Origin of the sequence: Rhodococcus sp. IEGM 1370, assembly GCF_033142325.1 — a bacterium.
In the GTDB taxonomy this organism is placed as follows: Bacteria; Actinomycetota; Actinomycetes; order Mycobacteriales; family Mycobacteriaceae; genus Rhodococcoides.
The window spans coordinates 1-23491 of sequence record NZ_JAWLRY010000005.1; the positions used below are offsets into that span (position 1 = coordinate 1).

18 protein-coding genes and 1 pseudogene are annotated in these 23491 nt (G+C 66.2%); 16 read left to right on the forward strand and 3 right to left on the reverse strand.

Features of this window, described 5'->3' with window-relative positions; translation table 11 throughout:
- A pseudogene (locus R4P47_RS09705) lies at nt 1-321 on the reverse strand (hypothetical protein); the annotation flags it as partial.
- A gap of 127 nt (nt 322-448) precedes the next feature.
- Nucleotides 449-1069, reverse strand: coding sequence for an RDD family protein (locus R4P47_RS09710; RefSeq protein WP_317784664.1), 621 nt, complete (start codon nt 1067-1069; stop codon nt 449-451).
- 206 nt (nt 1070-1275) lie between these two features.
- On the opposite strand from R4P47_RS09710, the gene R4P47_RS09715 reads away from it, so the two are divergent.
- The 13 genes from R4P47_RS09715 to aroB all read left to right on the forward strand — a co-directional run bounded on the left by R4P47_RS09715 (nt 1276) and on the right by aroB (nt 20225).
- On the forward strand, nt 1276-4665 hold the full coding sequence (locus R4P47_RS09715; RefSeq protein ID WP_317784736.1) for a transglutaminase family protein: 3390 nt from the start codon (nt 1276-1278) through the stop codon (nt 4663-4665).
- A gap of 290 nt (nt 4666-4955) precedes the next feature.
- Nucleotides 4956-7487 (forward strand): circularly permuted type 2 ATP-grasp protein, encoded by a 2532-nt coding sequence (locus R4P47_RS09720; protein WP_411567318.1) that lies wholly within the window; start codon nt 4956-4958, stop codon nt 7485-7487.
- Nucleotides 7487-8386, forward strand: coding sequence for a transglutaminase family protein (locus R4P47_RS09725; protein WP_317784666.1), 900 nt, complete (start codon nt 7487-7489; stop codon nt 8384-8386). Before R4P47_RS09720 ends, R4P47_RS09725 begins: the two co-directional genes overlap by 1 nt.
- Nucleotides 8387-8541: 155 nt before the next feature.
- Entirely contained in the window at nt 8542-9711 is a 1170-nt protein-coding gene (locus R4P47_RS09730; RefSeq protein WP_317547261.1) for a kinase, read from the forward strand.
- A 148-nt stretch (nt 9712-9859) separates the two neighbouring features.
- Nucleotides 9860-11167: a replication-associated recombination protein A gene (locus R4P47_RS09735; protein ID WP_262498356.1), complete on the forward strand. Its 1308-nt coding sequence runs from the start codon at nt 9860-9862 to the stop codon at nt 11165-11167.
- 43 nt (nt 11168-11210) lie between these two features.
- Nucleotides 11211-13880: an alanine--tRNA ligase gene (gene alaS / locus R4P47_RS09740; RefSeq protein WP_317784667.1), complete on the forward strand. Its 2670-nt coding sequence runs from the start codon at nt 11211-11213 to the stop codon at nt 13878-13880.
- A 5-nt stretch (nt 13881-13885) separates the two neighbouring features.
- Nucleotides 13886-14416 (forward strand): Holliday junction resolvase RuvX, encoded by a 531-nt coding sequence (gene ruvX / locus R4P47_RS09745; protein ID WP_068050567.1) that lies wholly within the window; start codon nt 13886-13888, stop codon nt 14414-14416.
- A complete protein-coding gene (locus R4P47_RS09750; protein WP_317784668.1) occupies nt 14413-15825 on the forward strand; it encodes an endolytic transglycosylase MltG in 1413 nt (470 codons plus the stop codon). Before ruvX ends, R4P47_RS09750 begins: the two co-directional genes overlap by 4 nt.
- Nucleotides 15800-16639 (forward strand): shikimate dehydrogenase, encoded by an 840-nt coding sequence (locus R4P47_RS09755; protein ID WP_411567316.1) that lies wholly within the window; start codon nt 15800-15802, stop codon nt 16637-16639. Before R4P47_RS09750 ends, R4P47_RS09755 begins: the two co-directional genes overlap by 26 nt.
- A 138-nt stretch (nt 16640-16777) precedes the next feature.
- Entirely contained in the window at nt 16778-17350 is a 573-nt protein-coding gene (locus tag R4P47_RS09760) for an A24 family peptidase (protein WP_317784669.1), read from the forward strand.
- 12 nt (nt 17351-17362) lie between these two features.
- Nucleotides 17363-18550 carry a chorismate synthase gene (gene aroC, locus R4P47_RS09765; protein WP_094641913.1) on the forward strand — a complete coding sequence of 396 codons (1188 nt, stop codon included), beginning with the start codon at nt 17363-17365 and terminating at the stop codon, nt 18548-18550.
- The gene (locus tag R4P47_RS09770; protein ID WP_068050563.1) at nt 18547-19098 is read left to right on the forward strand and encodes a shikimate kinase; all 552 of its coding nucleotides are present in this window, start codon (nt 18547-18549) and stop codon (nt 19096-19098) included. Before aroC ends, R4P47_RS09770 begins: the two co-directional genes overlap by 4 nt.
- Before the next feature lie 14 nt (nt 19099-19112).
- On the forward strand, nt 19113-20225 hold the full coding sequence (aroB, locus tag R4P47_RS09775; protein WP_317784670.1) for a 3-dehydroquinate synthase: 1113 nt from the start codon (nt 19113-19115) through the stop codon (nt 20223-20225).
- Between the two features lie 89 nt (nt 20226-20314).
- Here aroB and R4P47_RS09780 read toward each other — a convergent pair whose 3' ends face one another.
- Nucleotides 20315-20974, reverse strand: a complete 660-nt coding sequence (locus R4P47_RS09780) for a B-4DMT family transporter (protein WP_317547265.1) — start codon at nt 20972-20974, stop codon at nt 20315-20317.
- A gap of 106 nt (nt 20975-21080) precedes the next feature.
- On the opposite strand from R4P47_RS09780, the gene R4P47_RS09785 reads away from it, so the two are divergent.
- The 3 genes from R4P47_RS09785 to nusB all read left to right on the forward strand — a co-directional run bounded on the left by R4P47_RS09785 (nt 21081) and on the right by nusB (nt 23380).
- Nucleotides 21081-22184 carry a Xaa-Pro peptidase family protein gene (locus tag R4P47_RS09785; RefSeq protein WP_317547266.1) on the forward strand — a complete coding sequence of 368 codons (1104 nt, stop codon included), beginning with the start codon at nt 21081-21083 and terminating at the stop codon, nt 22182-22184.
- A 76-nt stretch (nt 22185-22260) separates the two neighbouring features.
- Nucleotides 22261-22824 (forward strand): elongation factor P, encoded by a 564-nt coding sequence (efp, locus tag R4P47_RS09790; RefSeq protein WP_027496978.1) that lies wholly within the window; start codon nt 22261-22263, stop codon nt 22822-22824.
- Nucleotide 22825: 1 nt separating this feature from the next.
- Nucleotides 22826-23380, forward strand: coding sequence for a transcription antitermination factor NusB (gene nusB / locus R4P47_RS09795; RefSeq protein WP_149405846.1), 555 nt, complete (start codon nt 22826-22828; stop codon nt 23378-23380).
- The last annotated feature ends 111 nt before the right edge of the window (nt 23381-23491 follow it).

The window sequence follows — 23491 nt, forward strand, 5'->3', positions numbered from 1 at the left end:
CATCGAACTTCCTTGGTGCACCCATATCTGCATTCTCCTGGTGAGATCACAGTCTCCACCAGTCCCAGGACGGTTCAAGTTGCCCTGGGGCGGGTAGTTTCCGGGCGGGGGTGGGTAGCCACCGGGAGGCGGGTAGCCGCCCTGAGGTCCCTGCGGTGGGTAGTTGCCCTGCGGCGGATAGTTCCCGGGCGGGGGCGGGTACTGACCGCCGGCAGGCGGCGGGGTGTTTTCCGTGTTCGGCGGGGGAGTGTTCGGCGTTTCGGGGCGGTCGGGATCGGAACCCTGGCCGGGCCGCGGTTCGTCTGTCGGATCGTCGTTCACGTCGTTCTCCTGGTCTGTGGTCGGGACGCGTGGGGTGGTTCGGAGCACCGAGACCCCGTAACACTGTGAACGCAGACGAGCGGGCCTCCGCCTGATGTCGGAGGTCCGCTCGGGCGTGGACAGGTTGTTACGAGATGCTGATGACCTGGGTTCCGCCGGCGATCTCGTCGTGCTTGCCCTGTTTGGTCGGGCTGGAGTTGATGGTCACCGCAACGACGATGTACGCCACGATCACCAGGAAACTGCCGACGAACGGCACGATGTTGAGCAGAAGGAAGGCATTGCGCTTGGCCGCCTCGGCCTGAGTGGGCAGTCCGCCTGTTGGGCCGAGGGTGCGTAGGCCGAGGAGTTGCTTGCCCAGAGTCTGGCCGCGGGAGGACTCGAGCAGCGTGAAGTACGCGAAGCCGAGGAGCGCAGTCGCGAGACCCATCAGGAAAGTTCCGAAGAACCCGCTGGGGAGAATCAAGTACAGGATGATCTGGACGATCGCGAGAATGAGCAAGTCCAGGAAGCGCGCCGCGAAACGTGATCCGAGGCTGCCGGGCTGCGCGCCGCCGGGCAACTGCGAGCCCAGTCCGAATCCGGCGTTTCCGCCTACCGGTGGCGGAGGATAGTTGCCCGGGGGCGGGTAATTGCCGGGCGGTGGGTAGTTGCCGGGCGGTGGGTAACCGGACGCTGGATTCGTGGGGTACTGGGGTTGGTTCGGATCGGAGCCGTACTGCGGTCCGTTGGGTGAATTGTCACTCACGAGATTCCCTTTGGTTGCAAAGTGTGGCGTGCGTCGAACGAATACTCGATTCTCGCCGAGCGAACCCCACCACGGAGAGGGTGTCAAGCACTACACACCTGCCCGGTCAGTACATTTCGGACACGATTTCTCGCCGAGCGCACCGGGCCCGGTCCTACTAGGGTTGGGTGTTCTACCCATACCGGGACTATCACGAGGGGCTCGCCGTGGGCATCAAGGTTGCACTCGAACACCGCACCAGCTACCGATTCGACCGCACCGTCAAGATCTTTCCGCACGAAATTCGGCTGCGACCGGCACCGCATTCGCGTACTCCCATCGAGGCGTACTCGCTGAAGATCGAGCCGGCAGAGCATTTCGTCAATTGGCAGCAGGACGTGTTCGGAAACTTCCTCGCTCGGGTGGTCTTCCCCGAGCGAACCGATCACCTGTCGATCACCGTCGGACTCGTCGCGGACATGGCGTCGATCAATCCCCTCGACTTCTTCGTCGAGGAATGGGCCGAGCACTACGGCTTCGCGTACGAAGAGCACGACCTTCCCGACCTCGAGCCGTATCTACGGCCGGTGGACGAGGGCAAGGCCGGATCCGGACCGGGACCGGTGGTCTCGGCCTGGGTGGAGAAGCTGCAGGCGGCTGTCACCGAACGCGGAGAGTCGTTGCGCACCATCGATTTTCTCGTGATGGCAAACCAAGCCGTCATGGGCGACGTCGGGTACTCCGTGCGCATGGAACCCGGAGTGCAGACCCCCGATCTGACCCTGACGTCCGCTGTCGGGTCGTGCCGCGACTCGGCGTGGTTGCTGGTGTCGGTACTACGTCAGATGGGTCTGGCAGCGCGGTTCGTCTCGGGTTACCTGGTTCAGTTGTCCTCCGACGTCAAGTCGCTGGACGGCCCGTCCGGGCCGGTGGAGGACTTCACCGATCTCCACGCCTGGACCGAGGTCTATCTCCCCGGTGCGGGCTGGGTCGGGATGGACCCGACATCAGGCCTGTTCGCCGGCGAGGGCCACATTCCACTGTCGGCGACGCCGCACCCGTCGACTGCCGCCGCCATCTCCGGTGCGACGAGCAAGTGCAAGGCCGAACTCGACTTCTCGAACACCGTCGTCCGCGTCCACGAGGATCCGCGAACGACGTTGCCGTACACCGCCGAGCAGTGGGAATCGATCAAGGCCACAGCCGAGAAGATCGACGAGCGGATGCTCGATCAGGACATTCGGTTGACCGTCGGCGGCGAGCCCACGTTCGTCGCGATCGAGAATCAGGAAGCGCCCGAGTGGAACACCACGGCCGACGGCCCGCACAAGCGCAAGCTGGCAAGCGTGCTCGCCGAACGGCTTCGCACCATCTACGCACCGGACGGTCTGGTGCAGCGCAGCCAGGGCAAGTGGTACCCCGGCGAACCTCTGCCGCGGTGGCAGGTGGGACTGTTCTGGCGCACCGACGGTCAAGCTCTGTGGCACGACTCCGATCTGATCGCCGATCCCTGGTTGGCGGAGGACCTGCGCCCGGAGCCGGTGGACAATTCGGCGTCGCAGGCACTGATCGACGAGTTGGTCAAGGCGCTCGGACTGCCCGCCTCACAGGCGCGTCCCGCCTACGAGGACCCGTTGGTGAAACTGTTGGACCTGGTTCGCCAGCCCTACGGTGATCCGCCCGCCGACGACGAGGATCTCGAACCGGGAGCCGATTCCGCTGATGCCAGAAAGAAACTGCTCGAACGGCTCGATGCGAGTACCGACGAGCCTGCGGCATTCGTGCTGCCCATCTCGCGCACCGAGGACGGCTCCGGCTGGGAGAGCTCGGACTGGAAGTTGCGCCGCGGCCGAATAGTGTTGCTGGAGGGCGATTCTCCCGCGGGTCTGCGGCTGCCACTACGGGCGATCTCCTGGGACGGCGGTCCCGTCGAGAACCCGGCAGACCCCACCGCGCCCAAGCCGGATCTGCCCACACCGCAGCTGACTCAGCAACCGCCGCGAGCGGTGAACCCGGCCGAGTCGCGGTACGCGCAGTTGGTGAACGAGACGTCCGGGGTGGGCGGCACCTCCGTCACCGCACTGGTCGCCGAGGTTCGCGACGGCGTCCTGCACGTGTTCATGCCGCCGATGGATCGGTTGGACGATTTCGTCGATCTCGTCTCGCGGGTCGAGCAGGCGGCGTCGACCATCGACACGCCCGTCGTGATCGAGGGCTACGGTCCGCCGTCCGATCCGCGTATCCAAACCCTGACCGTCACACCGGATCCCGGTGTGATCGAGGTCAACGTGCAACCGACCTCCTCGTGGGCGGAACAGAACGATCTGATGGAGCGTCTCTACCTCGAGGCGCGTCAGTCCCGTTTGAGCACAGAGGGATTCGACAACGACGGCACCACACGTGGAACGGGCGGTGGAAACCACATCACCCTCGGCGGCGTGACGCCGGTGGATTCACCCGTTCTGCGTCGACCGGACCTGTTGGTCTCGCTGCTGACGCACTGGCAGCGGCACCCGTCGCTGTCGTACCTGTTCTCGGGCCGCTTCATCGGCACCACGTCGCAAGCTCCTCGCGCCGACGAGGGACGCGAGGAATCGCTCTACGAGCTCGAGGTCGCATTCAGCGAGATCGAGCGACTGACCGGGGCCGACCGATCGGCGTCGCCCTGGGTCGTCGACCGAGCGCTGCGGCACCTGCTCACCGACATCACCGGCAACACGCACCGCGCCGAGTTCTGCATCGACAAGCTCTACAGTCCCGATTCCACTCGCGGACGACTGGGACTGCTCGAACTGCGCGGGTTCGAGATGCCGCCGCACCATCAGATGGCGATGGTGCAGTCACTGCTCGTGCGATCGATGGTCTCGCGGTTCTGGGACACCCCGCTGAAGGCACCTCTCATCCGGCACGGTGCCAATCTGCACGGTCGGTACATGTTGCCGCACTTCGTCATCAACGATATCGGTCGTGTCGTCGAGGACCTCCGCGAGCACGGCATCGATTTCGACACCAGCTGGCTCGATCCGTTCACCGAGTTCAGATTCCCTCGAATCGGTACCACCGTGGTCGGTGACGCCGAGATCGAGCTTCGGGGTGCGATCGAGCCATGGAACACCCTCGGCGAAGAATCGACATCCTCGGGCACCGCCCGGTACGTGGACTCTTCGGTGGAACGAATCCAGGTTCAGGTCGCCGGAGCCGACGCGGGCCGGTACATGGTGACGTGCAACGGGGTGCCGGTGCCGATGTTGCGGACCGAGCGTCAGGACGTGCAGGTCGCCGGCGTGCGTTACCGCGCTTGGCAGCCGCCGAGCGCTCTGCACCCGACGATCGAGGTGCAGAGTCCACTTCGTTTCGATCTGGTGGAAATGCAGACCGGACGTGCGGTCGGTGGGTGCTCGTACCACGTCGTGCACCCGGGCGGTCGCTCGTACGAGGGGCCTCCGGTCAACTCGGTGGAAGCCGAAGCCCGCCGCAACGGCCGCTTCGAGGAGGGCGGGTTCACCTCGGGCAAGGTGGACGTAGCAAGATTGCTCGAGATGCACGCTCGCCAAGCGATCGATGTGTCCGCGCCCGGCATGCTCGACCTGCGCCGGACCGGAGTCATCACGTCCTGACGCGCGATTGCACAGGAGAACGAGTCGACCGGTAGCGATCTCGGTCCGACGCGTATCGGGTGGTTCCGCAGGCAGCGGAGTCACCCGGCGGCGGAGTGTGATCGACCGACGGAAGGAACAACGGCTCGATGGTGCCCGTGGATACCACCCTGAGTGGAGCCGGCAGGAACGAAGATGTTTCGGGTGGAGCCGGCAGGAACGAAGACGTTTCGAGTGGTGCCGGGTCGCCGTGGCTCGCGTATCGCGGTCGGCGTGAGGCCGTGACCGGTCGTGCCGATCGGTTCGACGAGATGCTCGATGCCGACGACTCCGTCCGTCCGCACTGGGCGGAGTTGGTCGACGGTATGCGCGAGGCCGGCTCGGGTGCCATGCAGACGTTGCAGTCGCGGGTGAGCCGTTTGGTCGACGACCACGGCATCACGTACAACCCGATTCCGTCGGGTGGCAGCGAGGCGTTGCCCAGTGCTGTTCGGTGGGGGTTGGACAGTGTTCCGTTGGTCGTCGCGGCCGACGAGTGGGACCGTTTGGAAGCAGGTTTGGTTCAGCGGTCGATGTTGCTCGATGCGATGCTCACCGACATCTACGGTGCCCAAGAAACCGTTCGTCGGGGGTTGATTCCGCCGGAGTTGGTCTTCGGCAATCCGGGCTATCTGCGGACGGCGCATGCGATCACCGTTCCGGGGCCGCATCAGCTGTTCATGCATGCCGCCGATGTCGCCCGAGGTTCCGACGGCGAATTCCGGGTCGTCGCCGACCGCACGCAGGCACCGTCGGGAGTGGGCTACGCGCTCGCCGATCGGCGGGTGATGTCGCGCGCGATGCCGGAGTTGTTCCAGGCCAGCAATCCCAGGCCGCTGTCCACGTTCGCTCGGGCGGTTCGTCTGGCGCTTCGCGATGCGGCACCCGCATCGGCGGAGAATCCGGTCGTGGTGGTGCTCAGTCCCGGTTCGCATTCCGAGACGGCATTCGATCAGGCCTATCTCGCAACGGTTCTCGGCTTTCCGCTCGTGGAGAATGCCGATCTTGTGGTCCGCGACGGCTGTCTGTGGATGCGGTCGCTCGGCAAGCTGCGGCGGGTCGATGTGGTGCTGCGCCGAGTCGACGCAGAGTTCGCCGACCCACTCGATCTGCGCCCGGATTCTCATCTTGGAGTCGTCGGCCTGGTCGAAGTGCTGCGGCGCGGGGCCGTGAGCGTGGTGAACACGCTCGGTAGCGGTGTGCTCGAGAACCCGGCTCTGATTCCGTTGCTTCCGGCGTTGAGTCGTGCCCTGCTGGACGAGGATCTGATTCTCGGTTCGGTACAGACCTACTGGGGTGGCGACCCGGATCAGCTCTCGCACATCGGAAGCCGGATGCGTTCGCTGGTGCTGCGCTCGACCACCTCACGTCGCACGGTGGTGGGGCACGATCTCACCGACGTCGCCGCGGAGGAGCTGTGGAAGCGAATTCTCGCCGAGCCGTGGAAGTGGACAGGGCAGGAAGTCCCCGAGTTCTCGTTGGCTCCGGTCGGTTCGTCGATCGACGGCGGCTCGGGTTCGCAGTTGTCGGTGGTGCCGGCGCAGGTGGGGATGCGGCTGTTCACGGTTGCGCAGCGGGGCGGGTACACGCCGATGCGCGGCGGCCTGGGGCAGGTGGTGCTCACCGCACCGGTCACCGAACCGCTCATCACGGTGGCGTCGAAGGACGTGTGGGTCAAGTCGGTGGAACGGGTCACCCCGGCCGACTCCGCTCCGCACACCCCGCCCGCCACGGTGGAGGAGTTGCCGCAGTACGCCGCGTCCAACGTCGATGTCGTCAGTTCCCCGCGTGTGCTCGGCGACCTGTTCTGGTTCGGCCGCTACAGCGAGCGTGCCGAGGACATGACTCGATTGCTCATCGCTGCGCGCGAACGCAATCAGGACTATCGATCGATGCCGTGGCTCGAAGGCAGCGAAAGTCTGCCGATTCTTCTCGAAGCGGTCACGAAGGTCTCGCGCACCTGGCCGGGGTTCCTCGACGAGAAGAACCGCGGTGATGCGAGCGTGGAAATGCGCTCGTTGATGCTCTCGACGGGACGTCTGGGTTCGCTGGCCCAATCGGTGGATCGGATGCAGCAAGCGGCGCGCGCGGTGCGCGACCAGCTCTCGAACGACACCTGGGCGGTGCTGAACCGCATCGACACCGCGCTCGAGGAGCTGGCCGAGTCGCCGGTTCACAACGGCGCGCAATTGGCGTCGTCGCAGTCGAGTGTGCTGCGCGGGTTGCTTGCGCTGGCCGGCTTGGCATCGGAATCGATGGTGCGAGACGCGGGCTGGTACCTGATGGATGCAGGCAAACGGATCGAGCGTGGTCTGCAGCTGACTGCGCTGCTCTCGGCCACGCTGAGCCACGCTCTCACGCCGTCCACCGAACAAGCGGTCATCGATTCGGTGCTGTCCGCGGCCGAGTCCTCGGTGATCTACCGCAGACGCAACAGCGGGCGCGCACGTCCGGCGGCCGTCGCGCAACTGTTGTTGTTCGACGAGGGCAACCCGCGAGCGTTGGTCTACCAGCTCGATCGGCTTCGGGACGACCTGGGTTCGTTGCCCGATGCCTCGGGTACGTCGCGGCCCGAGCAGCTCGTCGAGCAGATGCGGGTGCGGTTGCGGCGCGTGGACCCGGGCGATCTGGAATCGGTCGATGCGAACGGCAGGCGGGTGGAGTTGCTCGAGCTGGTGGACGGCATCCACGACTCGCTCGAGGAATTGTCCCGCGTCGTCCTCGCCACGCACATGTCGTTGCCCGGTGGCACGCAGCCGCTGTGGGGCAGCGCGAACATCCGAACTGCGAACGGGGTGCGGTGATGAGTCGTCGGTACCGAATCAAGCACATCACCACCTACACGTATTCCGACCGGGTCACCTCGTCCTACGGGCGCGGATTCCTCGCGCCGCGCGACATGGACGGGCAGCACTGTCTGGAGAAGTCGGTCACGGTGGAGCCGGCTCCCACCGATCAATCCTTCGGCGTGGACGTCTACGGCAACGAGGACGTGTACTTCCACGTCACGCACGACCACGAGAAGCTGGTGGTGACGGCGGATTCGCTGGTGGAGGTCTATCCCCGTCCGGCGGACGAGACGACGTCGTGGCCGGCGACTGCATCCTGGGAGTCGGCTCGGATGGCGCTGTTCGGTGCGAACGTGCCTGCGGATCCGGCCCGTGCGTCGGCCGTGGAGTTCGCTCTCGATCTGCCGACTCCGGAGATCACCGACGAGGTGCGCGCCTACGCGGCCCCCAGCTTCTGGCCCGGTCGTCCCCTCGCGGACGTCGTCGTGGATCTGACACATCGGATCTTCACCGATTTTTGCTATCTCTCCGGCTCGACGACGGTCTCGACCACCGTTGTCGACGTCCTCGCCGCGAGATCGGGAGTGTGCCAGGACTTCGCTCGCCTTGCGATCGCGTGCTTGCGGTCCCAGGGTCTGGCGGCCCGGTACGTGTCGGGATACCTCGCAACCGAGCCTCCGCCCGGCAAGGAGCGGATGATCGGTGTCGACGCGACCCACGCGTGGGCTGCGGTGTGGATGCCGAACGATCGGTGGCTCGCCTTCGATCCCACCAACGATCAGCTGGTCGACGAGCGATACGCGACCGTGGCGTGGGGACGCGACTACGCCGACGTGCCTCCCCTGCGCGGAGTGATCTACACCGAAGCGGAGGAGAGCACCATCGCCGTATCGGTGGACGTTGCACCGCAGTAGCGAACCCGGCATACTTCGGTGGCTCGGGGGTAACCGACCATCTGGTCGAATCTACGAATGCAACGTGCGAAAAGCCGCAAAACGGACAATCGTTTTCCATTCGTAGTCACCGAGACGGCACAGCAGAACACACCGAACGGGTAGCTTGGATATCGATGACCGCAACACTGGCAGACCCTGTATCAGAGGTAGTAGCAGCAGCCCAGCGACTCCTCACCAAACGCACCGGAGCTCCGGTGACGTTGATCGACCCGGTGAATCTGGGGGGTAGCGGCCAAGCGATCGTGTTGCGAGTCCGAGTGTCCGAGAACCCGTTTCAGCTGCCCCGCACCCTGGTGATCAAGCAGGTCCGGGACCTGCCCGCCGAATCGGAACTGCATGCCGAGCTCGCCGACATCTCCGGTTCCAGCGCCTTCCTGCGCGAGGCAGCGTCGTACCAGTTCGCCAACGCTCTGGCCACGGACAGCAGGCCAGGACCCGAGCTGCACGCGTACGACCTCGACGCGAGACTGCTGGTGCTCAGCGATCTCGGCGACGCCAGTCCCATCACCACTCTGCTGCGCAACTCGGACGAAGCCGCGGTGACTAATTCCTTGATGGCCATGGCGCAGGCGCTCGGCCGCATGCACGCCGCCACCGTCGGCCGTGAGGACGACTTCGCCGCTCTGCTGCGACGGGTGGGACAACCCGACTCCACCGACGGGATCTCCGCCCAGATACCCGACGCTCTCGCCGAGGTCCCCGGGCTGCTGACCGATCTTCTGGGCGTCGGAACGACCCCGGATGCAATTCTCGATCGCGTCTCTCGCAGCGGACGGCTGTTCGCGCATGGCGCCTTCCGCGCCTTCAGCCCGTCCGACCTGTGTCCCGACAACATCATCGTCAACGACGAAGGCGTTCGGTTCCTCGATTACGAGTGGGGCGGATTTCGTGACGCCACCCTCGACATCACCTACGCGTTGGCGTCGTTCCCCGGTTGCCTGTGCAGCTTCGACCTCTCGCACGCTCGAGAGCAGGCGATGATCGACGCGTGGCGTTCGGAAGTGGTGGGCATATGGCCCGCGTTGGCCGACGACACCACGCTGGCGAGCAAGATTCTCGACGCACGTCTGATCTGGGTGTGGCTGAGCACCTACTGGTTCCTGCCCGACGACCACACTCGCATCGCCGCGGCGCGTGCCCACCACCTGTCGGTTCCGCGGTCGCAGGCACTGATCTCGCGGTGGACGGCGCTGGCAGACAGTGCTGCTCGTGTCGGTGAGACCGGCATCGCCGACTACGCGACGTCGGTCGGTACCGCTCTGCGCACCAAGTGGGAGCGCTGAGCAAGACGTCGTTCGCGCATCCGCCGGTCGCATCGGTAGCGTTCGACGGGTGAGCGGCGGCATCGGTAGTGACTTCTCCGGCGGGGACATCTCGGGGAGCGACGAGTTGGGCGACGGGCTGTTCGACGCGCCTGCGCCCCCGAAGGCGATGATCGCCGAGTCCCGTCCGACGTCCACCTACGTCAGGCCCGACGCACCTCTGGCGGTGCGTATGCGTCCGACGAGCCTCGACGAGGTGGTGGGGCAGTCTCATCTGTTGGCTCCGGGTGCTCCACTGCGCCGCCTCGTCGAGGGCTCCGGTGCGTCCTCGGTGATGCTCTACGGACCACCGGGAACCGGCAAGACGACGCTCGCGTCGCTGATCTCGGGGGCGACCGGACGCAAGTTCGAGGCGCTGTCGGCCCTCTCGGCCGGGGTCAAGGAAGTGCGCAACGTCATCGAACTCGCGCGTCGCCGACTGCTCTCGGGCGAGCAGACGGTGTTGTTCATCGACGAGGTGCATCGATTCTCCAAGACCCAGCAGGATGCACTGCTTGCTGCCGTCGAGAATCGGATCGTGTTGTTGGTGGCCGCGACCACGGAGAATCCGTCGTTCTCGGTGGTGTCGCCGCTGCTGTCCCGGTCGTTGGTTCTGCAGTTGCAGCCGCTGGGATCCGAGGACATCGAGTTGTTGCTCACTCGCGCCGCGAACGATCCACGCGGCCTGGACGGTGCAGTGACCATCGCCGAGGACGCGATGGATCACCTGGTGCGTCTCGCGGCCGGCGACGCCCGACGGGCGTTGACGGCACTCGAGGCGGCAGCGGGCGCCGCGACCGACGGGATGCTCGATCTCGCGACGGTCGAGGCCAGTGTCGACAAGGCCGCCGTGCGCTACGACCGCGACGGAGATCAGCACTACGACGTCATCAGCGCGTTCATCAAGTCGATCAGAGGGTCCGACGTCGACGCAGCCCTGCACTATCTGGCGCGGATGATCACGGCAGGCGAGGACGCGCGGTTCATCGCGCGACGTCTCGTGGTGCACGCCAGCGAGGACATCGGGATGGCCGATCCCACGGCGTTGCAGACGGCGACCGCCGCTGCCAGCGCCGTGCAGATGATCGGGATGCCCGAGGCGCGGTTGGCGCTGGCGCAGGCCACGATCCATCTGGCGACTGCGCCCAAGTCCGGTGCCGTGATCGGCGCACTCGGTGCTGCCATGGCCGACGTGGCTGCAGGCAAGTCGGGGTCGGTGCCGCCGCATCTGCGCGACGGCCACTACAAGGGAGCTCAAGGGCTGGGGAACGCCGTCGGGTATCGGTACCCGCACAGCAGTCCCGGCGGCGTACTGGGGCAGCAGTATCCGCCGGACGAACTGGTGGGCGTGAACTACTACGAGCCCACCGAGCACGGTGCCGAGCGGGAAATCGCGACCAGGGTCGGGAAACTGCGCCGCATCATCCGAGGCCGATAGGCCCTCGAGTCGGTGCGGGGTCCGACGACGCTAACCTGTATCCGTGCAGACCCATGAGATCCGCAGGCGTTTCCTCGACCATTTCGTGAAGGCGGGACACACCGAAGTACCCAGTGCGTCGTTGATCCTCGACGACCCCAATCTGCTGTTCGTCAATGCGGGCATGGTTCCGTTCGTGCCGTTCTTCCTCGGTCAGCAGACACCGCCGTACAAGACGGCGACGAGCGTCCAGAAGTGCGTGCGCACCCTCGACATCGAGAACGTCGGCATCACCACCCGGCACAACACGTTCTTCCAGATGGCAGGAAACTTCTCGTTCGGCGACTACTTCAAGCGGGACGCCATCCGGCATGCCTGGTCTCTGTTGACCGACAGCGTCGAGGACGGCGGCTACGGGTTCGATCCCGAGCGGATCTGGGCCACCGCGTATCTCGACGACGACGAGGCGATCGAGCTCTGGAAGGAGATCGCAGGCCTGCCCGACGAGCGAATTCAGCATCGAGGAATGGCCGACAACTACTGGTCCATGGGCATTCCCGGACCCTGTGGCCCGTGCTCGGAGATCTACTACGACCGAGGACCCGAGTTCGGTGCCGAGGGCGGTCCGGAGGCCGACGAGGATCGATACATCGAGATCTGGAACCTCGTGTTCATGCAGAACGAACGCGGCAAGGGAATCAGCAAGGACGACTTCGAGATTCTCGGTCCGCTGCCGAAGAAGAACATCGACACCGGCATGGGCGTCGAGCGTGTCGCCTTCCTGCTCCAGGGCGTGGACAACGTCTACGAGACCGACCTCGTCCGACCGGTGATCGCCAAGGCCGAGGAACTCTCGGGACGCGCCTACGGTGCCGACCACGACAACGACGTGCGTTTCCGCGTCATCGCCGATCACGCCCGGACTGCCGCGCTGCTGATCTCCGACGGAGTCAATCCCGGCAACGACGGTCGCGGCTACGTGTTGCGCCGGTTGCTGCGCCGCATCGTCCGATCGGCACGCCTGCTCGGCGCACCCGACGAGACCATGGCGCAGTTCGTCACCGTCGTACGCGACACGATGGCCGAGTCGTACCCGAATTTGGTGACCGACTTCGATCGCATTCTGACCGTCGCAGTGGGGGAGGAGACGGCGTTCCTCAAGACCCTCACCTCGGGTTCGCGACTGTTCGAGGGCGCGGCGGAGGCAGTCAAGGCGTCGGGTGCGAAGAAGATCGGCGGTGCCGAGGCATTCGCGCTGCACGACACCTACGGTTTCCCAATCGATCTGACGCTCGAGATGGCCGCCGAGGCCGGCCTGTCGGTGGACGAGGACGGTTTCCGCTCGCTGATGGCCGAGCAGCGCAACCGGGCCAAGGACGACGCCCGTGCCCGCAAGCACGCACACGCAGACCTCACGGTCTACAAGGATTTTGTCGACGGTTCGCCGACCGAGTTCACCGGATTCGACGAACTCGGCTCCGAGGCAACGGTATTGGCCCTGATCTCGAACGGCGTCCGCGTACCGACCGCGGTTGCGGGAGACTCGGTGGAGATCATCCTCGACCGCAGCCCGCTCTACGCCGAGTCCGGTGGCCAGATCGCCGACATCGGCACGATCACCGCACCCGGCCTCGGCGTCAAGGTCAACGACGTGCAGAAGATCGCCAAGAAGCTCTGGACGCACAAGTCGGTGGTCGAGTCGGGTCAGATCACCGAGGGCGACACCGTGCACGTCGACGTCGACCACGCGTGGCGCAAGGGTGCGACTCAGGGCCACTCGGGTACTCACATGGTGCACGCGGCACTGCGACAGGTGCTCGGGCCGAACGCGACGCAGGCCGGATCGCTCAACAAGCCCGGCTACCTTCGGTTCGACTTCTCGTGGCAGGGTGCGCTGTCCGACGCGCAGCGCGACGACATCGAGAATGTCGCCAACGACGCGGTGGGATCGGACTTCGCGGTCAACACCATGGTCACCGACCTGGACAGTGCCAAGAAGATGGGCGCGATGGCCCTGTTCGGTGAGAACTACGGCGACGAAGTGCGCGTCGTCGAGATCGGCGGACCGTTCTCGATGGAACTGTGCGGTGGTACGCACGTGCAGCACTCGTCGCAGATCGGCCCGGTCACCATTCTCGGTGAATCGTCCGTGGGCTCGGGAGTGCGCCGAGTCGAAGCCTTCGTCGGCCTCGACTCGTACCGCTATCTCGCCAAGGAACGCGCGCTGCTGGCCGGCATCGCGTCCTCGCTCAAGGTGCCGTCCGAGGAGGTTCCGGCCCGCATCGAGACCCTGGTCGAGCGTCTGCGGGTCGCGGAGAAGGAACTCGACGCCGTCAAGGCCGCCGCAGTGCTGGCCTCGGCAGGTGAGTTCGTCGGCAAGGCCGAGCGATTCGGCGACGTGCGAGCGGTCATCGCGCAGGCACCGGACGGCGTCGGCGGCAACGACCTGCGCACCTTGGTCACCGACATCCGAGGACGGCTGGGCGCGGATCCGGCCGTGGTGGTGCTTTTCGGCACCGTGAGCGGCAAGGTCCCGTTCGTGGTCTCGACCAACAAGGCAGCTCAGGACGCCGGTATTGCCGCAGGCGATCTGGTGGGGGCCTTCGGTCCGAGCATCGGTGGGCGGGGCGGCGGCAAGCCCGAGCTGGCTCAGGGTTCGGGATCGGACGTCGCCGGAATCCCAGCCGGTATCGACGCAGCCCGGGCTCGATTGACCGAACTCACCACCCACTGACGATCGTGGTAGCTCAGGGGCGCGGCCCCGATCGGCCAGGAGTCGACGATCCCGGCCGCGGCCGTCGTATCGGCATCGACGTCGGCAGTGTGCGCATCGGTATCGCCTCTAGTGATCCCGACGGTGTACTCGCCACGCCGGTCGAGACCGTGCCGCGATCGAAGATCAAGGGTCCCGACGCCCCGGACGTGGCGCGGGTGGCGGAGATCGTCGCCGAATACGAGGCCGTCGAGATCGTCATAGGGCTTCCTCGGACGCTGCGCGGAGAGCGCGGCAATGCCGTCGACGCAGCCGAGAAATTCGGCCGCTCCCTGCACCGGCGATTGGGTGATGTGCCGATTCGGATGGCCGACGAGCGACTGACTACCGTGAGTGCATCGCGCGCGCTACGGGACAGTGGAGTGCGAGCCAAGAACCAACGATCGGTGATCGATCAGGCTGCGGCGGTCGCGATACTGCAGGGCTGGCTCGACGAGCGCCGTGCCGTATCGGATCGTGCAGCGAACAATTCAGGATCGACGGAGGTCGACGAGTGAACTACGAAGGGTCCGATCGGGACCGGCGAGATGCGCGCTCGGACGAGGCGCACACCGACCCGATCGGCTATCGCGTGGACGAGGGCAGCGAGTTCCACCGCACTGTGCACGGCCCGCCGCAGCGTCAGGAGCCGCATCCCCGGTCCTCTCGTGACGCAGATCGGGAGCCCGAGCACGAGGCCGAGCGCGGAGCGTTGCCACAGGAGGTCGGCCGCAGCCGTGCCGCGACCCGGAAGGACCGAGCTGCCTCCAGCCGCAAGCGCCGCGGCCGCCTGGTCGCTCTGGTACTCGGGCTCGTACTGGTCGTGGCAGTCGCGGGAGGAGCGTATTTCGCGGTGAACAAGTTCGGCAATCGCACGACACCGAACGCCGACTTCACCGCGGGCTCACCGGGCGACGGCGTTGTAATTCAGGTTCATCCCAACGACACCGCGCAACAGATCGGTACCCAGGCAGCGGACAAGGGTGTGGTCGCCAGTTCGGGAGCCTTCCTCGAAGCGGCGCTCCTGAACAACGCCATCACCTCGGTTCAACCCGGTTTCTATCTGCTCGCCAGCAACGTGCCTGCCTCGCAGGCCGTGAACGAACTCGTCGACCCCGCGTCCCGGGTGGGCAACATGGTGATCTCGGAAGGCCGTCAGCTGCACGACGCGCGCGACGTGAACACCGGTGCCGTCAAGAAGGGCATCTACACCCTGATCGCCGAGGCCAGCTGCGTGGACCGAACCGGCAGTGGAACCCCCACCTGCGTGAGCTACGACGACCTCAACGTGGCTGGAGCCGTGGACGACCCGGCCGCCTTGGGCGTGCCCGACTGGGCCACCGATCGCGTCGAGGGAGTCCCGGACCGCGATCGGCAGCTCGAAGGGCTGATCGCCGCAGGAACCTGGGACTTCGATCCCAGCGCGGCTCCGACCGACATTCTGAAGCAGCTGGTGTCCGAGAGCGCCACCCGCTACGAGGACACCGGAATCCTCACCGCGGGAGCCAACTCCGGGCTGACTCCGTACGACACCCTCGTCGCCGCGTCGCTCGTCGAGCGGGAGTCGCTGCCGCAGGACTTCAGCAAGGTGGCCCGGGTGATCCTCAATCGGCTCGCGGTGCCGCAGAAGCTCGAGTTCGACTCGACGGTCAACTACTCGCTCGATACGACCGAGGTGGCCACCACCGACGCCGATCGCGCCCGCGTCACCCCGTGGAACACCTATGCCAGCGAAGGGCTGCCGGCAACTCCGATCTCCTCGCCGAGTATCGGTGCGGTGCAGGCGGTCGAGATGCCCGCCGACGGTGACTGGCTGTACTTCGTGACCATCAACCAGGCGGGCGAAACCCTGTTCACCCGCAGCTACGAGGAACACCTGGCCAACATCACCAAGGTCGAGGGTGGCTTCCTCGACAGCGGCCGCTGACGTGCGCGCCGCTGTACTCGGAAGCCCTGTCGAACACTCGAAGTCGCCGGTGCTGCACTGTGCCGCGTACCGCGCGCTCGGCCTCGCCGACTGGACCTACGAGCGCATCGACTGCACCGGTGAGCAGTTGCCCGGCCTGCTCGACGGTTTCGGTCCCGAATGGGTCGGCGTGTCGGTCACCATGCCGGGCAAGGTCGCGGCTCTGGCGTACGCGACCGAGCGCACCGCGCGGGCAGTTCTGGCCGGCTCGGCGAACACCCTGGTACGCACCGAGTCGGGCTGGCGCGCCGACTGCACGGACGTCGACGGAATCGTGGGCGCACTGCGCGACGCCGGAATCGAGGACCTGTCCGGTCGCACCGTGACGGTGGTCGGCGCAGGAGGAACGTCGAGGCCGGCGATCGTGGCGCTGGCCGGACTCGGAGCGACTGCGGTCACTGTCGTCGCGCGGTCGGCCGACCGCGCCCGAGACACACTGGACTGCGCCGTCGCCGCGGGGATGCGCGCGGAATTCGCGGACATGACCGACCCTCGGCTCGCCACCGTCGCAGCGGAGTCCGCTGTGCTCGTCAGCACCGTGCCCGCGGCCGGGGCCGCGGACATCGCGTCGGATCTCGCCCATGCACCCCTGGTCCTCGACGCCATCTACGATCCGTGGCCGACGCCCCTGGCAACTGCCGTGGACGCAGCCGGTGGAACCGTCATCAGCGGATTGTCGATGCTGCTCAATCAGGCGTACGGGCAGGTGGAGCAGTTCACCGGCAGGCCGGCACCGCGAGCGATCATGCGGGACGCACTGTTCACCGCGTTGTGAGTTCGAGCCGGCAGTAGTCCACGGGCCGGAGTAGTCCACGGGCCGCGAGTTGTCCACAGGTTTCGAGTTGTGCACAGGGCAATGTTCCACCTGGGCTTTCGTCACAGTCGATCGCTGCCGTGGTGCAAGCCTTCGGTCATGATTGTCGTGGGTGGTGCGGTCGTGGTCGGTGCCGTTGTGGGGCTGACGATGCGCCGCTGTTTGGTCCGATGGAGTCCTCGGCTCCTACCGCTGCTGTCTGCGATCGGCACCGGATGGGTCTGGTGGCGTTTCGGCGGTACCGAGAACGCGGTTCCGTTGTGCGTGACGACGTGGTGGTTCGCCGCACTCAGCGCGGTCGACCTGCAGCGACGCCGGTTGCCGAACGCCTTGACCGTCCCCGGGGCGGTCGTGGTGACGATCGCGCTCGTGTTCACCGGTTCGCCGGGGGCACTGCTGGGCGGTGCTCTGTTGTTCGCGATCTATCTCGTCGTTCACCTCCTCGCGCCCGCGGCGTTCGGAGCGGGGGACGTCAAACTCGCCTGGTCGGTCGGCTCGATCGCGTGCGTCGGCGGCGGGGGAGGATGGGCGATCGCCGCGCTGTCGGCACCGGTGGCAACTGCCGTGGTGGGGTCGATCGCCGCGGCGTTGGGGCACAGGCGAGCCCGCATCCCGCACGGCCCGTCCATGTGCGCGGCCACCCTGCTGGCATCCGCGGCGTCCCTGGCGTGAAAAGATGTTCGAGTGCTGCGCTGGATAACTGCCGGAGAATCCCACGGACCCGCTCTCGTCGCCATTCTCGAAGGAATGGTCGCGGGAGTAGAGGTGACCTCGGACGACATTGCCTCTCAACTCGCTCGCCGTCGCCTCGGCTACGGCCGAGGTGCCCGTATGAAGTTCGAGGCCGACAAGGTGACCCTCACCGGTGGAGTCCGACACGGACGCACGATGGGTGGTCCGGTTGCGATCGAGGTCGGCAACACCGAGTGGCCCAAGTGGGAGCAGGTGATGTCGGCCGATCCCGTCGACGAGGCAGTGCTCGCGGATCTCGCGCGCAACTCTCCGTTGACACGGCCCCGGCCCGGCCACGCCGACTTCTCCGGGATGCTCAAGTACGGCTTCGACGACGCCCGGCCGGTGCTCGAACGCGCCAGCGCGCGTGAGACCGCCGCCCGAGTCGCCATCGGCACCGTCGCCCGCCTGTTCCTGAAGCAGGCGTTCGGAGTGGATGTCGTGTCCCACGTGATCTCCATCGGGGCATCCGACCCCTATGTCGGACCGCCGCCCGCAGGTGCGGACCTCGATGCCATCGACGCATCTCCGGTGCGCGCCTTCGACAAGGCCGCCGAAGAATCGATGATCGCCGAGATCGAGGCAGCGAAGAAGGACGGTGACACCCTCGGCGGCGTCGTCGAGGTCGTGGTGCACGGTCTGCCCGTCGGCCTCGGGTCCTTCGTCTCCGGAGAACGCAAGCTCGACGCAAGACTCGCCGCGGCATTGATGGGAATCCAGGCCATCAAGGGGGTCGAGATCGGGGACGGCTTCGAGACCGCGCGTCGACGCGGAAGCGTCGCTCACGACGAGATCAAGCCCGGTCCGGACGGTGTGTTGCGCTCGACCAACCGGGCAGGCGGCATCGAGGGCGGTATGACCAACGGTGAGGCCCTGCGAGTGCGGGCGGCGATGAAGCCCATCTCGACGGTTCCGCGCGCGTTGGCAACGGTCGACATGACGACCGGCGACGAGGCCGTGGCCATTCATCAGCGCTCGGACGTCTGCGCTGTCCCGGCTGCCGGTGTCGTGGCCGAGACCATGGTCGCCCTGGTCGTCGCGCAGGCAGCGTTGGAGAAGTTCGGTGGGGACTCGCTGGCGGAGACGACGAGCAACGTCGACCACTACGTGAAGGGCACCGCCGCCCGACCTCCACGATGACCCCGTACGCGGTCCTCGTCGGACCGCCGGGAGCAGGCAAGTCGACGATCGGTCGGCGGCTGGCACAGGCTCTCGACCTGGACCTGTTCGACACCGATGTGGCGATCGAGCGAGACACCGGTCGTACGATCGCGGATATCTTCTCGCACGACGGCGAACCGGCCTTTCGGCAGATCGAGGAGCGGATTGTCGCCGGTGCTCTGGCCTCGCACGACGGGATCGTCTCCCTCGGCGGTGGTGCTGTGCTGTCGCCCGCCACCCGCGCCCTGCTGTCCGGGCATACCGTGGTGTACCTGGAAATCAGTGTGGCCGAAGGGCTTCGGCGTACCGGTGCGAACACGGTCCGGCCGTTGCTCGCCGGTCCTGATCCGCGTGCGAAGTACCAGGAACTGATGCGTCATCGGCGACCTCTCTATCGATCGGTGGCCACGGTGCGCGTGCGTACCGACAGTCGCAGCCCCGCTCGGGTCGTGGGCCAGTTGGTGTCCAAGCTGACCGCCATCGCCCCTGTTCCCGGGCGCGATGCGAACGAGAAAAACCCCCAGTAGATGAAGGTGATTCGATGACAGAGCCAGTGCGCGTCCAGGTCGAGACTGCCAACCCGTACCCGGTGATCATCGGCCGAGGTCTGTTGACGGATCTCGTCGACCAGCTCGCCGGAACGGCCACCGTGGCGATCTTCCACCAGCCTCCGCTGGCAGAGACCGCGGAAGCAGTGCGAGCGGCTCTGGCGGACAAGGGAATCGACGCTCATCGCATCGAGATTCCGGACGCCGAGGACGGCAAGGATCTGGCCGTGGCCGGGTTCTGCTGGGAGGTTCTCGGCCGAATCGGTCTCACTCGCAGCGACGCCATCGTCAGTCTGGGCGGCGGCGCGGCGACGGACCTGGCCGGATTCGTGGCCGCGACCTGGATGCGCGGAGTTCGTATCGTCCACGTCCCGACGACGCTGCTGGCCATGGTCGACGCGGCCGTGGGCGGCAAGACCGGCATCAATACCGATGCCGGCAAGAACCTCGTCGGCTCCTTCCACGAACCGGCTGCCGTGTTGATCGATCTGGCGACCCTGGAGACCGTGCCGAAGAACGAGATCGTCTCGGGCCTGGCCGAGGTGATCAAGACCGGATTCATCGCCGATCCGAAGATTCTGGACATCATCGAAGCCGATCCTGCCGCGGCGCTGGATCCGACCGGCGAGGTGCTCCCGGAGCTGATTCGGCGCTCGGTCGAGGTCAAGGCGAAGGTCGTGGCGGCAGATCTGCGTGAGTCGAACCTGCGCGAGATTCTCAACTACGGGCACACGCTTGCGCACGCCATCGAGCGGCGGGAGCAGTACCGGTGGCGTCACGGTGCCGCGGTGTCGGTCGGTCTGGTGTTCGCGGCCGAGCTGGGACGCCTGGCCGGGCGCCTGGACGACGCCACTGCCGACCGCCACCGTTCGATTCTCGAATCGGTCGGCTTGCCGGTCACCTACGACGAGCATGCGTTCTCGGATCTGCTCAAGGGCATGCAGACGGACAAGAAGAACCGGGCCGGGCTGCTGCGGTTCGTGGTTCTGGACGGTTTGGCCAAGCCCGGACGGCTCGAAGGTCCGGATCCGGCACTGCTCGTCGCTGCATTCTCCGCGGTCGGCCGCGAGGCCCCGGCCGCAGGTGGGTCGGCCATCATGTTGTGACGCCGTCGGCCAGTCTCGGGGCCTGACGACAACGGGCGGTGATCGACGCGTACAGCGTCGATCACCGCCCGTAGGTCGATGTAGGGGAGTCAGGAACCGTCGGCGCTGCCGTGGCGGCCGCGCTTGTCGAGCCGCGGCTTGCCGTCCGCGTCCACTGCCGAGAACACCTCGGTGTCGGCGTCGCCGTGCTCGGGAGCCCACTGCGTGTCGGTCCGCGTGGGTTCGGTCCGCGTCGCCTCTGCCTGACCCGAACGGTTCTCCTGGCCGGCGTTGACCAGCTGGCGGTCGTGCGCGCGTTCGGCGTCCGAGGTGGCCAACTTCTTCTTGGCCTCGCGGTTGACGATCTGTCGTCCCACGAACACCGCGACGCTGGCGCCGATGAAGATGGTGAGAATCGTGAACGCGGCTCCGGACGTGAGCTCGAAGACCAGACCGTTCTGACCCAGGCTGAAATCGACGAAGAAGTCGACGATCCAGCTCAGGAGACCACCGAGGAGTCCACCGACCACAGCGGCTTTGAGCCAGACCATGGTGAGGTCCTCGCCGTCCTCGGGGTCGGGATGCTTGCGCCGGTCGCGGATTCCATCGATGCCGGCCCACACGATGATGACGAGCAGCACGAGGGCGTATGCCACCCAGCGCAGTGCCGATCCGCTCAGCGGCCACATCGACACTGCTGCCCCCAGCAGCAGTCGAACGACGACGTTGACCAATCCCATACTTATGCCACGCACTGCCCACCCAGTCATGCGGCACAGCATATCCGCACGTCGAAGTTTGTGTGTCGGGGCCCACAAGTTCGACGAGCCGGTCGAGGGAGGGGGAGCCTGTGGGGCGACCGGTAATGTCGGGCTCATGCCTGCCGATTTCGGTGCCCGTCGTGGTGCCCTACGAGAACTGTTGGCCGCCGACGGACTCGATTCGATGCTGATCACCGATCTTCTCAACGTGCGATATCTGACTGGATTCACCGGGTCCAACGCCGCGCTACTGGTCTCGGTGGCCGATTCGGCCGGTGACGAGGATCGGACGGTGATCTGCACCGACGGTCGGTACGTCACCCAGGTGGCCGAGCAGGTGCCGGATCTTCGGGCCGAGATCGACCGGGCGTCGGCGATACACCTGCTTCGATCGGGCGTGTCGGGTAGCGGCGGCCGGATCGGTTTCGAGAGTCATGTGGTGACCGTCGACGCCCATCGCGCGTGGTCCGAGCTCGACGGTGCTGCGGAGTTGGTGCGTGCACCGGGTGTCGTGGAGTCGTTGCGCATGGTCAAGGACGAGTTCGAGGTGGGGTTGCTCCGGGACGCCTGCCGCGCCGCCGACGAGGCCCTGGCTCGATTGATCGGTGGGGGCGGTATCCGGGCGGGCCGCACCGAACGTGAGGTCGCCCGCGAGCTGGAATCGGCGATGCTCGACCACGGTGCCGATGCCATCTCGTTCGAGACCATCGTTGCGGCGGGTGCCAACTCGGCGGTCCCGCACCACCGGCCCACCGATGCGGTGTTGGCCGACGGCGACTTCGTCAAGCTCGACTTCGGTGCACTCGTCGGCGGCTACCACTCGGACATGACTCGAACCTTCGTCATCGGCACTCCCGCGCAGTGGCAGCGCGATCTGTACGAGCTGGTGCAGCGGTCGCAGACTGCCGGTCGCGAAGCCCTGGCACCGGGAGTGACCACCGCCTCGGTCGACGCCGCGTCACGCTCGGTGATCGAGGACGCAGGGTACGGGGAGTACTTCCTCCACGGGCTCGGCCATGGCGTCGGCCTGGAAATCCACGAAGCGCCGGGAATCGCGAAGACGAGCACCGGTACACTGCTGAGCGGTGCAGCGGTCACCGTCGAGCCGGGTGTCTACTTCTCCGGTCGCGGCGGCGTTCGGATCGAGGACACACTCGTCGTTCGCGACGGGGGTCCGGAACTGCTCACCCTGACAAGCAAGGAACTCACGTCCGTCTAGCGCACGGGCGGGAGCGAATCCCGCACGTGACCGACGGCGCGTCACGCGCACAAACGATTGAGGAGACGCGAAGCAAGTGGCTTCCACCAGCGATTTCAAGAACGGACTGGTTCTCAACCTGGAGAACCAGCTGTGGTCGATCATCGAATTCCAGCACGTCAAGCCCGGTAAGGGACCCGCATTCGTGCGGACCAAGCTCAAGAACGTGCTTTCGGGCAAGGTCGTCGACAAGACGTTCAACGCCGGTGTGAAGGTCGAGACCGCAACGGTCGACCGCCGCGACATGACGTACCTCTACCACGACGGTAGCGACTACGTGTTCATGGACGCCGACACATACGACCAGCTCTCGATCGGTGAGGCCACCGTCGGTGACGGCGCACGCTTCCTGCTCGAGAACCTGCGCGTTCAGGTCGCCATGCACGAGGGCGTTCCGCTGTACGTCGAGCTCCCCGTCACCGTCGAGCTCGAGGTCAAGCACACCGATCCCGGCCTGCAGGGCGATCGCTCCACCGGCGGCACCAAGCCGGCGACCCTCGAGACCGGAGCCGAGATCTCGGTGCCGCTGTTCATCAACACCGGCGACAAGCTCAAGGTCGACTCACGTGACGGAAACTACCTCGGGCGTGTGAACTCCTAACGTGTCATCGAAGAAGTCGACATCCTCCGCCTCGCAGAACGGTGCCCCCGGTGCGAAGAAGCTGGGTGCACGTCACAAGGCCCGCAAGCGGGCGGTGGACTTTCTGTTCGAGGCGGAGGCGCGCAACGTCGACCCGGTGAACCTGACCACCGAGCGCATCGAACTCGCACGCGGCGACGACACGATTGCTCCCGTCAGTGAATACACCTCGACCTTGGTCGAGGGCGTAGCCGAGAATCTCGATCGCCTCGACGGCGTGATCGCCGATCACCTCAAGGACTGGACGCTCACTCGTCTGCCTGCAGTGGACAGGGCCATCCTGCGCGTTGCGGTGTGGGAGTTGTTCCACGCCACCGACGTCCCACCGGTCGTCGCCGTCGACGAAGCCGTCGAGCTGGCCAAACAGCTGTCCACCGACGATTCGCCCGGCTTCGTCAACGGCGTGCTGGGTCAGATCGTCCTGGTCGCGCCGCAGGTACGCGCCGCGGCCGCGGCCGTCTCGAGTCGTACGCAGTCCGATGCGTCCGGTGAAGCGTCGGTCGACGCCGAGCAGTGAGCGCACGGTCGACGCACGTGTGACCGAACGCTCTGCGAGCCTGCTGGTCTCGGTTCGCAGAGCGTTGCTAGGCTCTACGCAGTTGTTGTCAGACATCCTTTAACGATCCGT

What these genes read in the sequence shown, in the direction of transcription:
- R4P47_RS09760 (WP_317784669.1), top strand. Translation starts at nt 16,778, where the DNA reads ATGATTGTCGTGGGTGGTGCGGTCGTGGTCGGTGCCGTTGTGGGGCTG.
- aroB (WP_317784670.1), top strand. Translation starts at nt 19,113, where the DNA reads ATGACAGAGCCAGTGCGCGTCCAGGTCGAGACTGCCAACCCGTACCCG.
- R4P47_RS09780 (WP_317547265.1), bottom strand. Translation starts at nt 20,974, where the DNA reads ATGACTGGGTGGGCAGTGCGTGGCATAAGTATGGGATTGGTCAACGTC.
- R4P47_RS09735 (WP_262498356.1), top strand. Translation starts at nt 9,860, where the DNA reads ATGATCGCCGAGTCCCGTCCGACGTCCACCTACGTCAGGCCCGACGCA.
- R4P47_RS09785 (WP_317547266.1), top strand. Translation starts at nt 21,081, where the DNA reads ATGCCTGCCGATTTCGGTGCCCGTCGTGGTGCCCTACGAGAACTGTTG.
- R4P47_RS09720 (WP_411567318.1), top strand. Translation starts at nt 4,956, where the DNA reads ATGCTCGATGCCGACGACTCCGTCCGTCCGCACTGGGCGGAGTTGGTC.
- R4P47_RS09770 (WP_068050563.1), top strand. Translation starts at nt 18,547, where the DNA reads ATGACCCCGTACGCGGTCCTCGTCGGACCGCCGGGAGCAGGCAAGTCG.
- R4P47_RS09725 (WP_317784666.1), top strand. Translation starts at nt 7,487, where the DNA reads ATGAGTCGTCGGTACCGAATCAAGCACATCACCACCTACACGTATTCC.
- R4P47_RS09730 (WP_317547261.1), top strand. Translation starts at nt 8,542, where the DNA reads ATGACCGCAACACTGGCAGACCCTGTATCAGAGGTAGTAGCAGCAGCC.